The organism is Sphingobium sp. BYY-5 (assembly GCF_022758885.1).
Classification (GTDB): Bacteria; Pseudomonadota; Alphaproteobacteria; order Sphingomonadales; family Sphingomonadaceae; genus Sphingobium.
In genome coordinates, this window is sequence record NZ_JALEBH010000001.1 from 1,422,083 (window position 1) to 1,439,735 (window position 17,653).

At 64.6% G+C, this 17,653-nt stretch carries 19 protein-coding genes; 9 read left to right on the plus strand and 10 right to left on the minus strand.

Going from position 1 to position 17,653, the window contains the following annotated elements; translation table 11 throughout:
- Positions 1-159: 159 nt before the first annotated feature.
- The gene (gene uvrC / locus MOK15_RS06765) at positions 160-2,073 is read right to left on the minus strand and encodes an excinuclease ABC subunit UvrC (protein WP_242932664.1); all 1,914 of its coding nucleotides are present in this window, start codon (positions 2,071-2,073) and stop codon (positions 160-162) included.
- Between the two features lie 299 nt (positions 2,074-2,372).
- Here uvrC and MOK15_RS06770 point away from each other — a divergent pair, with 299 nt between their 5' ends.
- Positions 2,373-3,425, plus strand: coding sequence for an NAD(P)-dependent alcohol dehydrogenase (locus MOK15_RS06770; RefSeq protein WP_242930892.1), 1,053 nt, complete (start codon positions 2,373-2,375; stop codon positions 3,423-3,425).
- Between the two features lie 40 nt (positions 3,426-3,465).
- Here the strand turns inward: MOK15_RS06770 and MOK15_RS06775 are convergent, their stop codons facing one another.
- From MOK15_RS06775 to epsC, 3 genes are all read right to left on the minus strand, one after another.
- On the minus strand, positions 3,466-3,792 hold the full coding sequence (locus MOK15_RS06775; RefSeq protein ID WP_242930893.1) for a YnfA family protein: 327 nt from the start codon (positions 3,790-3,792) through the stop codon (positions 3,466-3,468).
- Between the two features lie 285 nt (positions 3,793-4,077).
- Positions 4,078-4,416 carry a DUF2794 domain-containing protein gene (locus tag MOK15_RS06780; protein ID WP_242930894.1) on the minus strand — a complete coding sequence of 113 codons (339 nt, stop codon included), beginning with the start codon at positions 4,414-4,416 and terminating at the stop codon, positions 4,078-4,080.
- Positions 4,416-5,129 (minus strand): serine O-acetyltransferase EpsC, encoded by a 714-nt coding sequence (gene epsC, locus MOK15_RS06785; RefSeq protein ID WP_242930895.1) that lies wholly within the window; start codon positions 5,127-5,129, stop codon positions 4,416-4,418. Before epsC ends, MOK15_RS06780 begins: the two co-directional genes overlap by 1 nt.
- A 164-nt stretch (positions 5,130-5,293) precedes the next feature.
- Between epsC and MOK15_RS06790 the strand changes: the two genes are divergently transcribed.
- Both MOK15_RS06790 and MOK15_RS06795 read left to right on the plus strand, forming a co-directional pair.
- Entirely contained in the window at positions 5,294-6,067 is a 774-nt protein-coding gene (locus tag MOK15_RS06790; protein ID WP_242930896.1) for a sulfite exporter TauE/SafE family protein, read from the plus strand.
- A gap of 38 nt (positions 6,068-6,105) precedes the next feature.
- The gene (locus MOK15_RS06795; protein ID WP_242930897.1) at positions 6,106-7,035 is read left to right on the plus strand and encodes a hydrogen peroxide-inducible genes activator; all 930 of its coding nucleotides are present in this window, start codon (positions 6,106-6,108) and stop codon (positions 7,033-7,035) included.
- Between the two features lie 210 nt (positions 7,036-7,245).
- Here the strand turns inward: MOK15_RS06795 and MOK15_RS06800 are convergent, their stop codons facing one another.
- Genes MOK15_RS06800 through pgsA form a run of 3 tightly spaced genes read right to left on the minus strand, consistent with a single transcriptional unit; the run spans position 7,246 to position 8,526 of the window.
- Positions 7,246-7,689, minus strand: a complete 444-nt coding sequence (locus MOK15_RS06800) for a molybdenum cofactor biosynthesis protein MoaE (RefSeq protein ID WP_242930898.1) — start codon at positions 7,687-7,689, stop codon at positions 7,246-7,248.
- On the minus strand, positions 7,686-7,940 hold the full coding sequence (gene moaD / locus MOK15_RS06805) for a molybdopterin converting factor subunit 1 (protein ID WP_242932665.1): 255 nt from the start codon (positions 7,938-7,940) through the stop codon (positions 7,686-7,688). The genes MOK15_RS06800 and moaD overlap by 4 nt, the downstream gene beginning before the upstream one ends.
- A 22-nt stretch (positions 7,941-7,962) precedes the next feature.
- The gene (gene pgsA, locus MOK15_RS06810; RefSeq protein ID WP_242932666.1) at positions 7,963-8,526 is read right to left on the minus strand and encodes a CDP-diacylglycerol--glycerol-3-phosphate 3-phosphatidyltransferase; all 564 of its coding nucleotides are present in this window, start codon (positions 8,524-8,526) and stop codon (positions 7,963-7,965) included.
- A 131-nt stretch (positions 8,527-8,657) separates the two neighbouring features.
- On the opposite strand from pgsA, the gene MOK15_RS06815 reads away from it, so the two are divergent.
- On the plus strand, positions 8,658-9,968 hold the full coding sequence (locus MOK15_RS06815; protein WP_242930899.1) for an MFS transporter: 1,311 nt from the start codon (positions 8,658-8,660) through the stop codon (positions 9,966-9,968).
- A gap of 83 nt (positions 9,969-10,051) precedes the next feature.
- On the opposite strand, the gene MOK15_RS06820 is transcribed toward MOK15_RS06815, so the two are convergent.
- Entirely contained in the window at positions 10,052-10,243 is a 192-nt protein-coding gene (locus tag MOK15_RS06820) for a hypothetical protein (RefSeq protein WP_242930900.1), read from the minus strand.
- Between the two features lie 108 nt (positions 10,244-10,351).
- Here MOK15_RS06820 and MOK15_RS06825 point away from each other — a divergent pair, with 108 nt between their 5' ends.
- A complete protein-coding gene (locus MOK15_RS06825; protein WP_242930901.1) occupies positions 10,352-12,424 on the plus strand; it encodes a PBP1A family penicillin-binding protein in 2,073 nt (690 codons plus the stop codon).
- 1 nt (position 12,425) lies between these two features.
- Here the strand turns inward: MOK15_RS06825 and MOK15_RS06830 are convergent, their stop codons facing one another.
- Both MOK15_RS06830 and MOK15_RS06835 read right to left on the minus strand, forming a co-directional pair.
- The gene (locus MOK15_RS06830) at positions 12,426-13,598 is read right to left on the minus strand and encodes an NAD(P)/FAD-dependent oxidoreductase (RefSeq protein ID WP_242930902.1); all 1,173 of its coding nucleotides are present in this window, start codon (positions 13,596-13,598) and stop codon (positions 12,426-12,428) included.
- The gene (locus MOK15_RS06835) at positions 13,599-14,054 is read right to left on the minus strand and encodes a YaiI/YqxD family protein (protein ID WP_242930903.1); all 456 of its coding nucleotides are present in this window, start codon (positions 14,052-14,054) and stop codon (positions 13,599-13,601) included.
- A 380-nt stretch (positions 14,055-14,434) separates the two neighbouring features.
- Here MOK15_RS06835 and MOK15_RS06840 point away from each other — a divergent pair, with 380 nt between their 5' ends.
- The 4 genes from MOK15_RS06840 (at position 14,435) to MOK15_RS06855 (ending at position 17,642) form a co-directional block, all read left to right on the plus strand.
- On the plus strand, positions 14,435-14,857 hold the full coding sequence (locus MOK15_RS06840) for an iron-sulfur cluster assembly scaffold protein (protein ID WP_242930904.1): 423 nt from the start codon (positions 14,435-14,437) through the stop codon (positions 14,855-14,857).
- Entirely contained in the window at positions 14,857-16,659 is a 1,803-nt protein-coding gene (locus tag MOK15_RS06845) for a cation:proton antiporter (RefSeq protein WP_242930905.1), read from the plus strand. The genes MOK15_RS06840 and MOK15_RS06845 overlap by 1 nt, the downstream gene beginning before the upstream one ends.
- Complete coding sequence (locus tag MOK15_RS06850) at positions 16,656-16,982, plus strand: DUF423 domain-containing protein (RefSeq protein WP_242930906.1); 327 nt, start codon at positions 16,656-16,658, stop codon at positions 16,980-16,982. The genes MOK15_RS06845 and MOK15_RS06850 overlap by 4 nt, the downstream gene beginning before the upstream one ends.
- A 195-nt stretch (positions 16,983-17,177) precedes the next feature.
- On the plus strand, positions 17,178-17,642 hold the full coding sequence (locus tag MOK15_RS06855) for a transcriptional repressor (RefSeq protein ID WP_242930907.1): 465 nt from the start codon (positions 17,178-17,180) through the stop codon (positions 17,640-17,642).
- The last annotated feature ends 11 nt before the right edge of the window (positions 17,643-17,653 follow it).

The following is a 17,653-nucleotide window of genomic DNA, read 5'->3' on the forward strand; positions in this document are numbered from 1 at the left end:
AATAAGAACCGTTCGGGCTGAGCCTGTCGAAGCCCCGCCCTTCTCTTCCGAAGAAAAGAACAGCCCTTCGACAAGCTTAGGGCGAACGGAGGTCAGGTGATCCCGATTTAACGCAGCGCGCTCTTAAATGCGCCCTTCCGCGCATTTTCAAAAAGACTCTCAGCCGTGGAAATAATCATAGACCTGTTGCGCCACCGCACTGGACACGCCGGGGGCGCGTTGCAGGTCTTCCAGCGCCGCGTCACGCACCGCGCGCGCCGTGCCGAAATGCATCAGCAGCGCCTTCTTGCGCGCCGGGCCGATACCCGGCACCTCGTCCAGCGACGACACGGTGATCGCCTTGCTCCGCTTCGCCCGGTGCGCGCCGATGGCGTAGCGATGCGCCTCGTCGCGCAGCCGTTGCAGGTAGAACAGCACGGGATGGTTGAGCGGGAAGCTGATTTCCCGGCCGTCGAGCATGTGGAAGACCTCCCGCCCGTCGCGGCCATGATGCGGCCCCTTGGCGACGCCGATCATGCAGACATCCTCGATGCCCATCTCCTCCAGCATGGTGCGGGCGGCGGAGAGCTGCCCCTTGCCGCCGTCGATCAGCACCAGATCGGGCCATTCGCCGCCGTCGCGATCCGGGTCTTCCTTCTGCGCGCGCCCGAAGCGGCGCTCGAACATCTCACGCATCATCGCGAAATCGTCGTTGGAGATGTCCGGGTTCTTCATGTTGAACTTGCGATAGGCGTTCTTGCGGAAACCCTCCGGCCCGGCGACCACCATCGCGCCCAGGGCGTGAGCGCCCTGGATATGGCTGTTGTCGTAGATCTCGATCCGGTCGGGCACGCCGTCCAGTCCGAAGGTTTCAACCATCTCGTCCAATATCCGACCCTGGCTGGTCGTTTCCGCCAGTCGCCGGTCGAGCGCCTCCACCGCATTGCGCTGTGCCTGCTTGATAAGGCGCGTGCGGTCGCCGCGCTGGGGCACCTCGATCCTGACCTTGCTGCCGATCCGCTCCGTCAGCGCCTGCGCCATCAAATCGCATTCGGCCGGCTGGCGGTCGGTCAGGATCAGCCGGGGCGGCGGCACTTCCTCGTAAAATTGCGCCATGAAGCTTTCCAGCACCTCTTCGGTGGCGACGTCGGCGGTGTGGACCGGGAAGAAGCTGCGATGGCCCCAATTCTGGCCGCCGCGAATGAAGAAGGCCTGGATGCACATCGCCCCGCCCTGCTCCGCCAGCGCGAAGATGTCTGCATCGCCCAGCCCTTCGGCATTGATCGCCTGGCTGCCCTGGATGAAGGTCAGCGCCTTCAGCCGGTCGCGCAGCACCGCCGCCTGCTCGAAATCCAGCGATTCCGCCGCCCGCTCCATCGCCGCGCCCAGCTTCTTCTGCACGGCGGTCGACTTGCCGCCCAGGAAATCCTGCGCATCCTTTACCAGCTCGCCATAGCCGGCAGCGTCGATCCGGTCGACGCAGGGGGCCGAACAGCGCTTGATCTGATAGAGCAGGCAGGGGCGCGAGCGGTTGGAGAAGAAGCTGTCGGTGCAGGACCGCAACAGGAACAGCTTCTGCAGCGCGTTGATCGTGCGCGTCACCGATCCGGCGCTGGCGAAGGGACCATAATAGCGCCCCTTCGCCTTGCGCGCGCCGCGATGCTTCTGGACGCGGGGGAAGGCATGATCCTCACGCAGCAGGATGAAGGGGAAGCTTTTGTCGTCGCGCAGCAGGACGTTGTAGGGCGGGCGATAGCGCTTGATGAGCTGCGCCTCCAACAACAGCGCTTCGGCCTCGCTGTTGGTGGTGACGATGGTCATGCTGCGGGTCTGCGCCACCATGCGCTGGAGCCGTCTGGGCAGGCGATCGACCTGGGTATAATTGGCGACGCGGTTCTTGAGCGCCCGCGCCTTCCCCACATAGAGCACGTCCCCGCGCGCATCGTGCATCCGATAGACGCCGGGACGGGTCGGCAGGGTCTTGAGCGTCGTGCGGATCGCCTCCACCCCCGTATCGATATCGGGCTGGCTGCCGGTGACGGTGTAGGTCGCCTTGTCTTCGTTGAAACGGTCGGGGGATTGCGGATGCGACATGGACGCAGAGATAACGGCGTTGGCGGGGATCGCAATGGCGGGCGCAATGGCAGGCATGGCGATCCCCGGTTTCCGTCCTTATTCATGAACTGCATTCATTGCAGTGTTGAAGGAAATTCTCCTAATCAACAGGGTGTCGGGTGCCTATATGCTGGTCGGGCAATCACTCCCCCGTGGCGGCCCGATCCATAACAGAACAGACCGAAGCATCCGTTCCGCCGCTGCCCGCAAGATGCCGCGCACCGGCGTCGGGCGCCCGTTCTTCCCCTTCCACCGTTCTTTCAGCAAAGGGAATAATCATGGCCGTCAAAGCCTATGGCGCCTATGCCGCCGACAAGCCGCTGGAATCCATCGATATCGAACGGCGCCCGGTCGGCGCCCATGACGTGCAGATCGCCATCGCCTATTGCGGCGTCTGCCATTCCGACCTGCACCAGGTCCGCTCCGAATGGGACGGCACCCTCTACCCCTGCGTCCCCGGCCATGAAATCGTCGGCCATGTCACTGCAATCGGCGGCGATGTGACCCAGTTCCAGGTCGGCGATACCGTCGGCGTCGGCTGCATGGTCGATAGCTGCCAACATTGTCCGGCCTGCGACGAAGGGCTGGAACAATATTGCGACAATGGCTTCGTCGGCACCTATAACGGCCCGACCGCCGACGCCCCCGGCCACACGCTGGGCGGCTATTCGCAGAGCATCACCGTCAAGGATGATTTCGTCCTGAAAATCAGCCATGCGCCCGAACAGCTCGCCGCCGTGGCGCCCTTGCTTTGCGCCGGCATCACCACCTGGTCGCCGCTGCGCCACTGGAATGTCGGGCCGGGGCAGAAGGTCGGCATCGTCGGCATCGGCGGTCTGGGCCATATGGGCATCAAGCTCGCCCATGCCATGGGCGCGCATGTCGTCGCCTTCACCACATCCGATTCCAAGCGGCAGGATGCGCTGGACCTGGGCGCGGACGAGGTTGTCGTATCGCGCAACGCGGAGGAAATGGCTGCCCATACCAACAGCTTCGACTTCATCCTGAACACCGTCGCGGCCAGCCATGATCTCGACGCCTTTACCGCGCTGCTGAAGCGGGACGGCACCCTGACGCTGGTCGGCGTGCCCGAACATGCGCATCCTTCGCCCAATGTCGGGGCGCTCATCTTCAAGCGCCGGTCGATCGCCGGGTCGCTGATCGGCGGCATCGCCGAAACGCAGGAGATGCTCGATTTCTGCGCGGAAAAGGGCATTACCTCGGAAATCGAGATGATCCGCATCCAGGATATCGAAACGGCCTATGCCCGGATGCAGAAGAGCGACGTCAAATATCGCTTCGTGATCGACAGCGCCACGCTGGCGGCCTGACGAAAGAAAGCGGGCGGTTCCAATGGGGCCGCCCGCTTCATCAGGCCCGATGCGGGCCAAAGAAGATCACCGACGCGCCGATCAGGCACAGCGCCACGCCGGTCATATCCCAGCGATCGGGCCGAACCCCTTCCGCCAGCCACAGCCACATCAGCGCGGACAGGATATAGACGCCGCCATAGGCGGCATAGGCTCGTCCGGCTTGAGACATATCGACCAGCGTCAGCAGCCAGGCGAACACGATCAGCGACGCACAGCCGGGAATAAGCCACAAGGTCGATTGCCCCGACCGCAGCCAGGCCCAGAAGGCAAAGCATCCGGCGATTTCCGCCAGGGCGGCGCAGACATAGACAAGTGCGGAGACCATCGTCCGCCTGTCTCAACCCTGTCGCCGCTTGTCTGCCATTTGAGCGGGGAGGAGAAAGGCGCAACATTGGGCTAGCGTCAATCGACATTCAGGTTGAGGCGGGAGCAGTAGGCTCGTTTTCAACGTCATGCCGGACTTGATCCGGCATCCAGGGCCACAAAGGGCGGCACCTGCGACTCTGGATGCCGGATCAAGCCTGTCCTGTGAGCGTGTCGAAGGGTCCGGCATGACGGCGTAGGAAGCATCCAAAATGGGGCGAAAATGGGGAGTGGAACGCAGGCCGCCCTATTCCTCTACGATCCGCAGCAATTTGCGTTCGACCAGGGCCAGCACATTCTGCAGATCCTGCCCGCGCTTCAATATATGGCCGCCCTCGCCCACCAGCGCCCACATGCCCTGCCGGTTGCGCAGCGCCGGGCGTTTCTCGATACGATATTCGGGCCGTTCGGCGGAACGGCGGAAAGCGCTGAATATCGCGGCTTCGCGCCCCAGATCCATCGCATAGTCGCGCCAGTGGCCGGCCGACACCATGCGCCCGTAAAGATCCATGATCCGTTGCAATTCCAGCCGGTCGAAGCCCACCTGTCCGGGCGCGGCCGCAGGGAACGGCGTCACATTGGTCATCAGGCCCGGCCGCGCTCCTTGAACAACACGGTCTGTTCAGGACGATCCGGCACCTGCCGTTCGGCCATCAGTTCGGCCAGCCGCTTCTGCAACTGTTCCACCTCGCACTGGAGCATTTCCAGCTTCTGCTTTTCCGGGTCGAAACAATCGGAGCATGGCGTGCCATAGGGCATGAATTCACGCTGATAGGCGGTGACGTCCACCACCATCTGCCGCGCCGGGATGCCCACCATCGTCGCGCCTTCGGGCACGTCCTTGGTCACGACGGCATTGGCGCCGACACGGGCACGGGCGCCCACCTGCACCGGCCCCAGCACCTGCGCGCCCGAACCGACGATCACGCCGTCGCGCAGCGTCGGATGCCGCTTGCCCGCGATGCCATTGGCCGGATCGGTGCCGCCCAGCGTCACATTCTGGTACAGCGTTACGTCGTCGCCGATCTCGGCGGTTTCCCCGATCACGGTGAAGCCATGGTCGATGAAGAAGCGCTTGCCGATCTTCGCGCCGGGATGGATGTCGTTCCCGGTCAGGAAGCGCGACAGGTGATTAACCGCCCGCGCCACGAAGAAGAAACGAGCGCGATACAGCCGGTGCGCCACGCGATGGAAGGCCAGCGACCAGACGCCGGGATAGAGCAGAATTTCGGCGCGGGACCGCGGCGCCGGATCGCGCGCTTTTACTGAATCAAGATAGGCAACGAGATTGCGCAGCATGACCGCGTCCTTGAAATTCTTCCCTGAATGTCGTCAACATAGGGCCATGGCCCGGATTTTTCCAGAGCCGCCGGAATGTCCGCTTTTCCGCACCCAAGCGAAACTTGCTTGCAATGCCGTATTTGCCTATCAATGAGGTAGACAATCAAACCAAAGGATAACGGATGATTGACGCCTTCATCGCCAATTTCGGCGACATTCTCCCTTTCATCCTGATCGGCTTCAGTGCCCAGATGATCGATGGAGCGCTCGGAATGGCCTATGGCGTGATCTCCAGCACGCTGCTGCTCGCCATGGGCGTGCCGCCCAGCCGCGCGTCGGCCAGCGTCCATGCAGCCGAAACCTTCACGACCGGCGTATCGGCGATCAGCCACATCCTCCATCGCAATGTCGACTGGAAGCTCTTCTCCCGCCTCATCATCCCCGGCGTGATCGGCGGCGTCGCCGGCGCCTATCTGCTGTCGAACATCGATGGCGCGATCGTGAAGCCCTTCATCCAGGTCTATCTGGCCGCGATCGGCGTCTATCTCATCTGGCGCGGCTTCCACCTGCCGCCCAAGCCGCGCGATCCCAAATGGGTGACGCCGCTGGGGCTGGCCGGCGGCTTCATGGACGCCACCGGCGGCGGCGGCTGGGGACCGATCGTCACGTCCAACCTGTTGCTGCAAGGGTCAAGCCCGCGCCACACGATCGGCACGGTCAATACGGTCGAGTTCATCCTGACCACATCGATCAGCCTGACCTTCCTGTTTCACCTGGGCTGGGAAACATTCACCACCTATACGGTCGGCCTGCTGATCGGCGGCGTGGTGGCGGCGCCCTTCGGCGCCATGCTCGCTCGCCGTGTCGCGCCGCAGTTCCTTCTCCGGGCTGTGGGTATCGTCCTGACGCTGACATCGCTGTTCGGCGTGGCCAAATGGCTTGGATATATTGGTTAAATTCCTATATACGGCTTTCTGATCGAGGAAGCCGATATATGTCCAGTTATCTGCCTACGCTCAAGCAGCTCCAATATCTGGTGGCGCTCAAGGAGCAGGGCCATTTCGGTAAAGCCGCCGAGAGTTGTTTCGTCACCCAGTCGACCCTATCGGCCGGCATCCGGGAGCTGGAATCGCTGATCGGCGTCGTGCTGGTGGAACGCACCCGGCGCGTAGTGCGCTTCACGGCGCTGGGCGACCGGATCGTGGAAAAGGCGCACCGCGTGCTGCGTGAGGCGGAGGAACTCGCGGCCATCGCCGAAGCCTCCGGAAAGCCGCTCACCGGCGAACTGCGCATGAGCGTGATCCCGACGATCGCCCCCTTCCTGTTGCCGCGCCTGCTGCCCAAGCTGCGCGCCGAACGGCCCGAACTCAAACTCTATCTGCGCGAGGAGACCAGCCAGTCGGCGATCGAATCGCTGCGTCACGGCAATGTCGACTGCGTGTTGCTGGCCCTGCCCTTCCCCACCGGCGAACTGGATAGCGAGATATTGTTCCAGGACCGGCTCTACATCGCTTTCCCCCATGACGAGCCGCGCGACCCGCCCGAATGGATCGATCCTGAGATGATCGACCAGAGCAAGCTGCTGCTGCTGGAAGACGGACATTGCCTGAAGGACCATGCGCTGGCCGCCTGCAACCGGCCGGATCTGCGGGCAAGCGCGACGATGATGGGCACCTCGCTCCACACGCTGATCCAGATGGTCGACAATGGGCTGGGCGTGACGATGATCCCGGAAATGGCGATCGCGGGCGGCATATTGGAGCATACGCGCATCACCGCGCGCCCGCTGGAATCGGAGCGTTCCTTCCGCGACATCGCCCTGGTCTGGCGCCGCAACAGCCCGCGCGAGAAGGAATTTCACATGCTGGCGGGCATATTGCGCGAATCCGCCGTGAAGAACAGCCGGTTGCCGGAAGCGGCCTGATAACAAGAGGGGAAGCATCTCATCCCCAACTCCGTCATCCCGGCGCACGCCGGGATCCAGAGTAGCGATCAGCAACCCTGGATGCTGACTTTCGTCAGCATGACGGGAAGGGATAGGTGACGGAATGTCGGATTTTCCTATCCTGCCCCTCCAGGGGAGGATGAAGATCTGCCTTTGACCGTCAGCGGACCGCCGATTGGCCTCGGTTGCTTAGACGTCCCACCCCTTCGCCTTCGCCTCATCGTCGGCGCGGGCAGCGACCCATTGGGTCGCGCCGTCCGCGAAATATTCCTTCTTCCAGAAGGGCGCGTGCGATTTCAGCCAGTCGATCAGGAAGGCGCAACTTTCCAGCGCGGCCGCGCGATGGCGTGACGCCGTGCCGACGAAGACGATCCGCGCACCCGGCTCCAGCCGTCCGAAGCGGTGGAGGACGCTGACGCCCAGCAGCGGCCAGCGCGCCAGCGCGTCATCGACGATCCGTTCGACCTGCGCCTGCGTCATGGCGGGATAATGTTCCAGTTCCAGCGCGACCAGGCCGCCTTCCCCACGCACCACGCCAGTAAAGCTCGCGATTCCGCCGCCGCCCAGCGCCTCCAGCGCCGCCAGTTCGCCCGCGACGTCGAAATCCTGCGGCTGGATCGAAATGCGTTTCATCCGCCCGTCACCGGCGGGAACAACGCCACTTCGCGCGCATCGCCGATCATCGTGTCGAGCGGCACGAATCGCTGATCCAGCGCGGCGCGCAGCCGGGACGTATCGCTCAATGCTTCGACATATCCGCCGCCCCGCGCGGCCATTATGGCGATCAGGTCGGCAACCGTCGCGCCCGCCTCCGGCCGCTCCACTTGCTCCTCATCCCGGCCGATCGCTTCGCGCACCCAGGCGAAATAGACGATGGTGAGCATGGAGGTCAGCGGCGCCATCGCGTCAATCCATATGCTTGATGCCGACGCGCAGATAATCCCAGCCGGTAATGAGGGTCAGGATCGCCGCGGCCCAGAGGGTCACGATGCCCACCATCTGCACGAAGGGGAATTGCGGCACGGCGCCGGCAAGAATCAGTGCGCCCAGCGCGATGATCTGAAAGGTCGTCTTCCACTTGGCCAGCCGCGACACCGGCACCGACACCTGCAGGCCCGCCAGAAATTCGCGCAGCCCCGACACGGCGATTTCGCGCAACAGAATTATCATCGCCGCAACGATGTGAATCCCGGCAATATCGCGCGTCGCGGCCAGCATCAATATGACCGCGCCGACCATGATCTTGTCGGCGATCGGGTCCAGGAAAACGCCCAGTTTCGACACCGTTCCCTGCGCGCGCGCCAGATAACCGTCGAAATAGTCAGTCACGCCCATCAGGCAATAGAGTCCGAAAGCCAGAGCATAGCCGGTGATCCAGCGCGCACCGACATCGGCGGGCCAGAGCAGGGCGACGAGCAGCGGCACGGTTAAGATGCGCGAAAGCGTCAGCAAATTGGGCAGCGTCAGCATGGCCGCGAACTGCCACAGACCGGCCCCGTACACAAGCCGAGCCGTGCATCCACGCAACGGCATTGGACACAGACGCCGCCAACCGCTAGACCCCGCCCCGGTCGCTAACGGGAAAGAAGACCCCCTATTCCATGCAAGCCTCTCTCAGGCTCCTGAACAAGCGCCGTTTTCTGCCGCTGTTCATCACCCAGTTGCTGGGCGCGTTCAACGACAACCTGTTCAAAAATGCGATGGTGCTCTTCGTCGTGTATCAGGTTTACAACGACGAACGCTCCGAAACCTGGTTCAGCGCGCTCGCAACGGGCCTGTTCATCCTGCCTTTTTTCCTGCTGTCAGCCCTGTCCGGCCAGCTCGCCGATCAGCGCGACAAAGCGAAGATCATCCGCTGGGTCAAAGCCGCGGAAATCCTTATCATGATTGTCGGCGCGGCTGGACTCGCCCTGATCTGGAGCGGCATCGCGGTCCATACGCTGGCGATTCCCCTGCTGCTCGCCGCGCTTTTCGCTATGGGCATCCACTCGACCTTCTTCGGCCCGATCAAATATGCGATCCTGCCCCAGCATCTGCATGACGACGAAGTGCTGGGCGGCACTGGCCTGGTCGAGGCGGGCACCTATATCGCGATTCTCGCCGGAACCATCCTGGCCGGCATCATCCCCGTCCAGGCGGCGGCGGGCGGCATCATCTTCACCGCGCTGATCGGCTATATCGCCGGACGCAAGGTGCCCGACGCCCCGTCGCTGCTCGAAAAGCAGCCGATCGATTTCCACATCATCCGCTCGTCGGTCGCGCTGGTGCGCGGGACCATGCATATCCGGCGCCTGTTCCTGGCGATCATGTCGATCAGCCTGTTCTGGGCGGTTGGCTCCATCCTCTTCATCCAGTTCCCACCGCTGGTGAAGAATGTGCTGACCGCCGACAAGCCGGTGGCCAGCCTGTTCCTCGCCATCTTCTCGATCGGCATCGCCATCGGATCGATCGCGATCAACCGGCTGCTGCAAGGGCATGTATCGGCCAAATATGCGCCCGCGTCGGTCATCGGCATGGGCCTGTGCATCGTCGCCTTCCACATCGTGTGCGACCTGTGGACGCCCGCGCCGGCGGGCCAGATGTTTTCGCTAGGCGGCTTCCTGGCTCATCCGCTGGCCGTGCCGCTCTCCCTCTCACTGCTCGGCGTCGCGACCTTTGGCGGCATGTTCGTGGTGCCGCTCTACGCCTTCCTCACCACCACGGTCGAGAAATGCGAAGCGGCGCGCACCGTCGCGGCCAATAACATCGTCAATTCCGGTGCGATGGTGGTGGGGTCGCTCTGCGCCATCGGCCTCAGCATCGCCGGCATGTCGGTGGTGATGCAGCTATTGCTGGTCGCGTTCCTGTCACTGCCCTGCGCGGCAATGGCGTGGAAACTGCACAAGGCCTGCGACGGCCCCCTGTGCGACTGAATGACCGCGCAGAGCCTGTCTCGAAATGCGCGACAGAGCGCATTTCGGAAGGCCGCACCGACGGCGCATTTCGAGACAGGCTCTCAGAAGATGAAGCTGTAAAAGGCCGTGAAGAAAGCGCCGAAGCTGAGCGCGAACAATTTCCAGTCCTTGTCGTCGTCGACCGAGCGCTTCTTGCCCGGCCGGACAGCCGATCGCAGCACATGGGCGGGCAGCCGCTGGCGGAAGGGATGCCGGGCCGATTCGGTGGTCAAGACGAGAGGTCGGATTCGCATGGTGATTGGTTAACGCAAAATTTACCATTTTGGCCATCGCCATTCATGGTTAACCTTGGCCTGTCCCGGCACGGGACATGCTTGACTGTATGATGTGAATAATACAGCATGACCGAACCGATGAACGAGTCCGTCCCACCCGTCGATCCGGCCGCGCCACCGCCAGGGAGTGGGGCGCGCGAATTTGGCGCGGGGCCGCCCAGCGCCTTCGCGCCCCCCACACCCTGGCGGCGGCGCTTCCAGATTTTCGGATGGATGGTCGCAGGCGGTCTGGCCGTGCTGATGCTGCTGATCGCCTGGCTGGCGGTCACGGCGCCGCTGTCCCGTTCCCTGAAACCGATCGCCCCGCCCGCCATCAGCCTGACGTCGGCGGACGGGCATCTGATCGCCCGGCGTGGCGCGGTGATCGACAAGCCGGTGACGATGGCCGAACTGCCCGCCCATGTACCGCAGGCCTTCATGGCGATCGAGGACCGTCGCTTCCAGAGTCATTGGGGTGTCGATCCGCGCGGGGTCGCGCGCGCCATGTGGCATAATTTCCGGTCTGACGGCTCCTCGCAGGGCGGCAGCACCATCACCCAGCAGCTTGCCAAGGGCGTGTTCCTCTCCAGCGACCGCACCTTTGGACGGAAAGCGCGCGAGGCGCTGATCGCGGTCTGGCTCGAAGCCTGGCTGACCAAGGACCAGATCATGGAGCGGTATCTCTCCAACGTCTATTTCGGCGACAATGTCTATGGCCTGCGCGCCGCCGCGCGCCATTATTTCAACCGATCGCCCGACCGGCTGACCATCCCGCAGGCGGCGATGCTGGCCGGGCTGCTGAAGGCGCCCTCGCGCCTCGCCCCCACCTCCAACCTGAAAGGCGCGCGCACCCGCGCCGCGCTGGTGACGCAGGCGATGGTGGATGCGGGTTATATCAGCCAGGCCGAACGCAACGCCCTGCCGCCCTTCCGACTCAATGTGCATGACGATCCCGATCCGACCAGCGGCACCTATTTCGCCGACTGGGTGCTGCCGCAGGCGCGCGACCGGGCCGGGGCCGTCTATGGCGAGCAGGAAGTGGCAACCACACTCGACTGGCGGATCCAACGGCTCGCCGAAGCCGCGATCCGCCGCGCGCCGCTGGGCCAGGCCCAGGCCGCTTTGGTGGCGATGAAGCCCGACGGCAGCGTCGTCGCCATGGTCGGCGGGAAAAATTACGAGAAGAGCAGCTTCAACCGCGCGGTGCAGGCAAAGCGCCAGCCGGGATCGACCTTCAAGCTGTTCGTCTATCTCGCCGCCTTCCGGGCCGGCATGACTCCCGATGACATGATCGACGACACGCCGATCACCACCGGCGCCTATCGCCCGGCCAATCATGGCGGCAAATATCGCGGTCGCATCACCCTGCGCCAGGCCTTCGCCGCGTCGAGCAACGTCGCCGCCGTGCGCCTGACCCAGAAGGTCGGCGTCGACAATGTCATCAAGGTCGCCCGCGACCTGGGCGTCACCGCGCCGCTGACGGAGGATCTCAGCCTGGCGCTCGGCACGTCGGAAATGCCGCTGGTCGAACTGGCCGAAGCCTATGCCTCGGTCGCGGCGGGCGCCTATCCGGTACTTGCCCACGGCCTCCCGCCAGAGGAACAGAGCTGGTTCGAAAAGCTGATGCAACGCCAGCGCCGGTTCAGCGACGACCAACTGGAAATGATCCGCGACCTGCTTTCGTCCGCCGCCAATCGCGGGACCGGCAGCGCGGCGGCGCTGCGCACCAGCACGTTCGGCAAGACAGGCACGACACAGGACAGCCGTGACGCCATCTTCGTGGGCTATGCCGGCGGGCTGGTGACGGCGGTGTGGATCGGCAATGATGACAATGCCCCCCTGCCCGGCGGCGCGGCCGGTGGCGGCATCCCCGCGCGCATCTGGCGCAATTTCATGAGCGGCGCGATCAACGAGCCGGTCGAGAAGGTGCCGGAGGAGGAGCAGGACCCCGATCTGGTCAATGCCATCGCCAATATCGCCGTCGAAACCGGCATCGGCAATGTCGGCGTGGGCGTCGATCAGGGTGGCATGACGGTCAATATCGGCGGCAATCAGGTCCTCCGCATCCCGTCCGATCAGCCCCTTCCCCTGCCGCCGCCAACTACGCCACCGCCCCGCATCGCCCCGACCCAGCCCGAAGGCGAGGATGGCGGGCCGTAAGCTATAGCGCCTGCCCGGCGGCCCAGCCGCTGGCCCAGGCCCATTGAAAATTATAGCCGCCCAGCCATCCGGTGACGTCCACTGCCTCCCCGATGGCATAGAGGCCCGGCGTCTTGGCCGCTTCCATGGTGCGGGACGAAAGACCGGCCGTGGCGATGCCGCCCACCGTCACCTCCGCCTTGGCATAGCCTTCGGTGCCAGACGGCACGAACGGCCAGTCGGCCAGGCGCGCGCCGGCCTGCCGCAATATCTTGTCGGAAAGATTGCCCAATTCCCCCTGCGCCCCGATCCGTTCCAGCAATGCGTCGGCCAATCGTTCGGGCAGTACCTGCCCCAGCACGCGGCGCAGGGCGACGCGCGGCCGCTCGCGCTTTTCATCCAGCAGCCAGTCGATGGAGCGATCGGGCAGGAAATTGACCGGGATCGGCGTACGGTGCTGCCAATAGGAACTGATCTGCAACATCGCGGGGCCGGACAGGCCGCGATGGGTGAAGAGCGCCGCTTCACGGAACCGCGTCTTGTTCCAGCGCACCTCGACATCGGCCGACACGCCGGACAGCGACTGGAACAGCGCGTCCTCCGGCCCCAGGGTGAAAGGCACCAGCGCCGGGCGCGGCTGCACCACCGCCAGGCCAAAGCGCCGAGCGATATCATAGGCGAAGCCGGTCGCGCCCAGCTTGGGAATGGACGGCCCGCCCGTCGCCAGCACCAGCGCAGGCGCGCGATGCTCGACCGCGCCGATACGCACCCGGTATAGCCCGTCGCCATGGCCGATATCCGCAATCGGCTGGCCCAGCGCCATGGTGACGCCGCCCTTGGCGCATTCCTCTTCCAGCAGCGCGACGATCTGCCTGGCAGACCCGTCGCAGAAGAGCTGCCCCAGCGTCTTTTCGTGCCAGGCGATGCCATAGTGATCGACCAGCGCAATGAAATCCTGCGCCGTATAGCGGCCCAGCGCCGACTTGGCGAAATGCGGATTGGTGGACAGATAGCGGTCGGCCGCGGTGTGGATATTGGTGAAGTTGCACCGCCCACCGCCGGAAATCAGGATCTTCTTGCCCGGCGCATCGGTATGGTCGACCAGCAGCACCTGCCTGCCGCGTTGCCCCGCGACGCTGGCGCACATCATGCCCGCCGCGCCCGCGCCCAGGACGATCGCGTCATAATCAGCCATTCAGCGGCCCCGCTTCAAGCGCACCAGCGCCTCATCCAGCGAAGACAGAAAGCGCGACCGGTCGGCCTTGGAGAAGGGCGGCGGCCCGCCGATCGGATCGCCCACGGCGCCCGCGCGCAAATCCGCCATGATCGCCCGCGTCGCGACGGCCGCGCCGATTGAACTCGACGTGAAGGGCTTGCCATTGGGTGCAATCACGACAGCGCCCGCCTTCAGGCACCGGTCGGCGAGCAATATGTCCGCCGTGATGCACAGGCTATCCGCCCCCGCCCGCTCCGCAATCCAGTCGTCGGCGGCGTCGAAACCGTCGCTCACCACCACCCGGTCGAGCAGGGGATGGGCGGGAATCCGGATCGGGCTGTTGCTGACGATTGTCACGGGCACTTCATGCCGCCAGGCGACCTTATAGATTTCCTCCTTCACGGGGCAGGCATCGGCGTCGACCAAAATCTTCATGCCCGCGCGATAAGGGGATGGGGCGGTGGAGACAATGGGCTGGCAATAAATCCGTTCATGAAGGGGAAGAGAAACGCATAAGGATTCCCCTTGGCCTGCACGTCATGCTGAACTTGTTTCAGCATCCATTCCTCCGCTTGCGCCGAAATATTCGGAAGCGTAACCGGCCGCCGCAAGGATATGCGGCCTTCTGATACGCCTCCGAAAAATCTGCTCCCGTGGCACGATGGATGCTGAAACAAGTACAGCATGACGGCGATGGGAGATGCCGGCGCTACCCCCTGCCCCTTCCTAAAACGGAAGGATTTTTCTGCCTCTACTTGCCGATAGGACCATTCGCCGCCTTCACCCCGCGATATTCCTGCCCTACATGGGTCGGCATGAACGCCCCCCTGTATAACAAGGACATATTGCGGCTCGCCGCCAGCATCCCGCATCACCAGCGCCTGGCCGATCCGCAGGCAAGCGTCGAGAAACGCTCACCCACCTGCGGGTCGCGCGTGACGGCGGACGTGCGGATGGCGGGCGGCAAGCTCGCGGAAATGGGGTTGGACGTGAAGGCCTGCGCTCTGGGCCAGGCGTCGGCAGCGCTGATGGCCGCCCAGGCGATTGGCCTGACGGCGGAGGAACTGGCCGATGCGCGCGATCGACTGACCGCCTATCTGGCCGGGGACAGCGACGATCTCGATTTCTGGCCGGGCCTTGCGGTGCTGGCTCCGGCGCGCGCCTATCCCGCCCGCCACGCCTCGATCCGCCTGGGGTTCGAAGCCATCGCCGAAGCCGCGCGGATGGCCGACGCCTGATGTCCGGTGCCACAAGCCCCATCAGCGCAACCGACATACTCTTGTCCGAAGGCGTCATCCTGCTGGGCGCCGCCGTCTTCTTCGTCATGCTCTTTCGCCGGTTCGGTCTGGGCGCCGTGCTCGGCTATCTGGTCGCGGGCGCGCTGGTCGGATCGCAGGGGCTGGGCCTGGTCGGCGGAGCCGAATCGAAGCTCGCCATTGCCGAAATCGGCATCGTCCTGCTGCTCTTCCTCGTCGGCCTCGAACTCCACCCGGCGCGGCTCTGGCGATTGAAGCGCGACATTTTCGCCCTGGGTCTGGCGCAAGTCGTCATATGCGGCTGCGCGCTGACCGCGATCATCTTCTATTCGACCGGCTTCACCTGGGGCGCAGCGATCGCGCTCGGCCTGCCGCTTGCCCTCTCCTCGACCGCGCAGGTGCTGCCCAGCCTCAAGAGTAGCGGCCGCATCAACTCGCCCTTCGGCGAAAAGGTCTTCTCAATCCTGCTGTTCCAGGATCTCTCGATCGTCCCGCTCATCACCATCGTCGCCGCCCTCTCCCGCAATCCGACCGACGTCGGCGGCCCGCCGGGATGGATGATGGCGGGCTATACCGTCGCCGCAATCGCCGGCCTGGTGCTGGCCGGACGCTTCATCCTGCGCCCCCTCCTCGCGCTGGTCGGGCGGCTGGGGGAGCGTGAACTGTTCGTCACGGTCGGCCTGTTCACCGTCCTTGCCGCCGCCGCGCTGATGCACAGCCTGCATCTATCGACCGCGCTGGGCGCCTTCGTCGCGGGCGTGATGCTGGCCGATTCACCCTATCGCCACGAAATAGAGGCGGATGTCGAACCGTTTCGCTCGATCCTGCTCGGCCTCTTCTTCCTGGCCGTGGGCATGGTGCTGGATTTGCGCGCGGTGGCGGCCAACCCGCTCTTCGTCCTCTCCATGGCGGCGGCGCTGGTCATCACCAAGGCCGCGATCATCTCCGGCCTCGCCCGCCTGTTCGGCATGAACTGGCAGCAGGCGCTGGGCGCGGGCCTGCTTCTCTCCCAGGGCGGTGAATTCGGCTTCGTCCTCTTCGCCCAGGCGCAGGGCGCATTGCTGATCGCGCCGCAGGCGGCCAGCCTGTTCAGCGCCATCGTCACCTTCTCCATGGCGACGACCCCATTCCTGATGCTGTTCGCCCGCCGCTTCGAATTTGCGCGGCCCAAGGATGGCGGCGACCTGTCCGGCCCCGAAGACGCGCCGCGTGGCAACGCCATCATCGTGGGCTATGGCCGCTTCGGCCAGACCGTCGCGCAGATGCTGATGGGCCACGGCTTCGGCGTCACCCTGATCGACAAGAAGCCCGCGCAGATCGAGGTGTCGAGCCAGTTCGACATGAAAGTCTATTATGGCGACGGCACCCGCATCGACCTGCTCCGCCGCGCGGGCGCTGAAGAGGCGCGGCTGATCGCTTTCTGCATCGACGATCCCTCGCTCGACACCCGCGCGCTGGGACCGATCACCGAAGCCTTCCCGCAGGCCGCGCTGATGGTCCGCGTGTTCGACCGGCGGCAATTGCTGGCGGTGCAGGACATGGATCTGGCCGGGGTGGTCCGCGAGGTCTACGAATCGGCCATCTGCATGGGCGTGCGGGCGATGCAGGCGCTGGGCGTGCCGCAGGAGGAAGTGGAAGAGGTCGAGCGCCAATATCGCGCCAATGATGAACAGCGTCTCGCCGTCCAGATCGAAACTGGCACTTTGCTGGCGGCCAAAGATTTGATGTATCGACCGGGCAAGGCGATGCGGTTGCTCAGTAGAGGGGATGGAGAAGAAATATGATCGCGTTATTGGCCTGCCTGTCGGCAGCGATCGCTATCGGCGCGGGCGCATTCGGGGCGCATGGCGTCACCGATCCCAAGGCCGCCGAATGGCTGCGCACCGGCGGCCTGTACCAGTTGATCCACGCCGTAGCGGCAGTGGCCATCATGGGCCTGGCGCGCGGGGCGGCGGCCCTGCTGCTCGTCGGCGCGGCGATCTTCGCCTTCACCCTCTACGCCATGGCGCTGGGTGGACCGAAATGGCTGGGCGCGGTCACGCCGATCGGCGGCACGCTGATGATCGCGGGATGGCTCTGGGCCGCCTGGAGCTTCACCCGGCCCTGAAAGTCTGTTTGAAAATGCGCGGAAGAGCGCATTTTGAGGCGGCACCGGCCCTCTCCCCCACCCGGCCACCCATATGATACTGCCGTTGGGTGGCCGGGTGGGGGTGTGGGCCGGTGCCGCTATGCGCCGAAAGGCGCATTCCAAACGGACTCGCCCGCACTTGCCGGACGCGGCGGCGGCGCATAGATACAGGGCATGGCCGACCATCATCATCACCAGGAACCGACCGGCGCGAAGCTGGCCGACGCCGCGCGCGCTACGCTGGAGGCGCAGAACGAGCAATGGACGCCGATGCGCGCCGCCATTTTCGACGCGCTGGCGGCCGAGGAAAAGCCGGCCTCCGCCTATGACATCGCCGACACCGTGTCGAAGGCACGCGGCAAGCGGGTGGCGCCCAACAGCGTCTATCGCATCCTGGACCTGTTCGTGGCGAACAACATCGCCATGCGGGTGGAAAGCGCCAACGCCTATATCGCCAACGCCCATCCAGGCTGCCATCATGACTGCATCTTCCTGGTCTGCCGCAACTGCAAGCAGGCCACCCATGTCGATGACGACAAGGTGACGGGCCAGGTCCGCACCATCGCCGAACAGGAAGGTTTCCGCCCCGAACGGCCGGTGATCGAGATATTGGGCGTCTGCGCCAAATGCGCAGCCTGATGCGGTCGCCC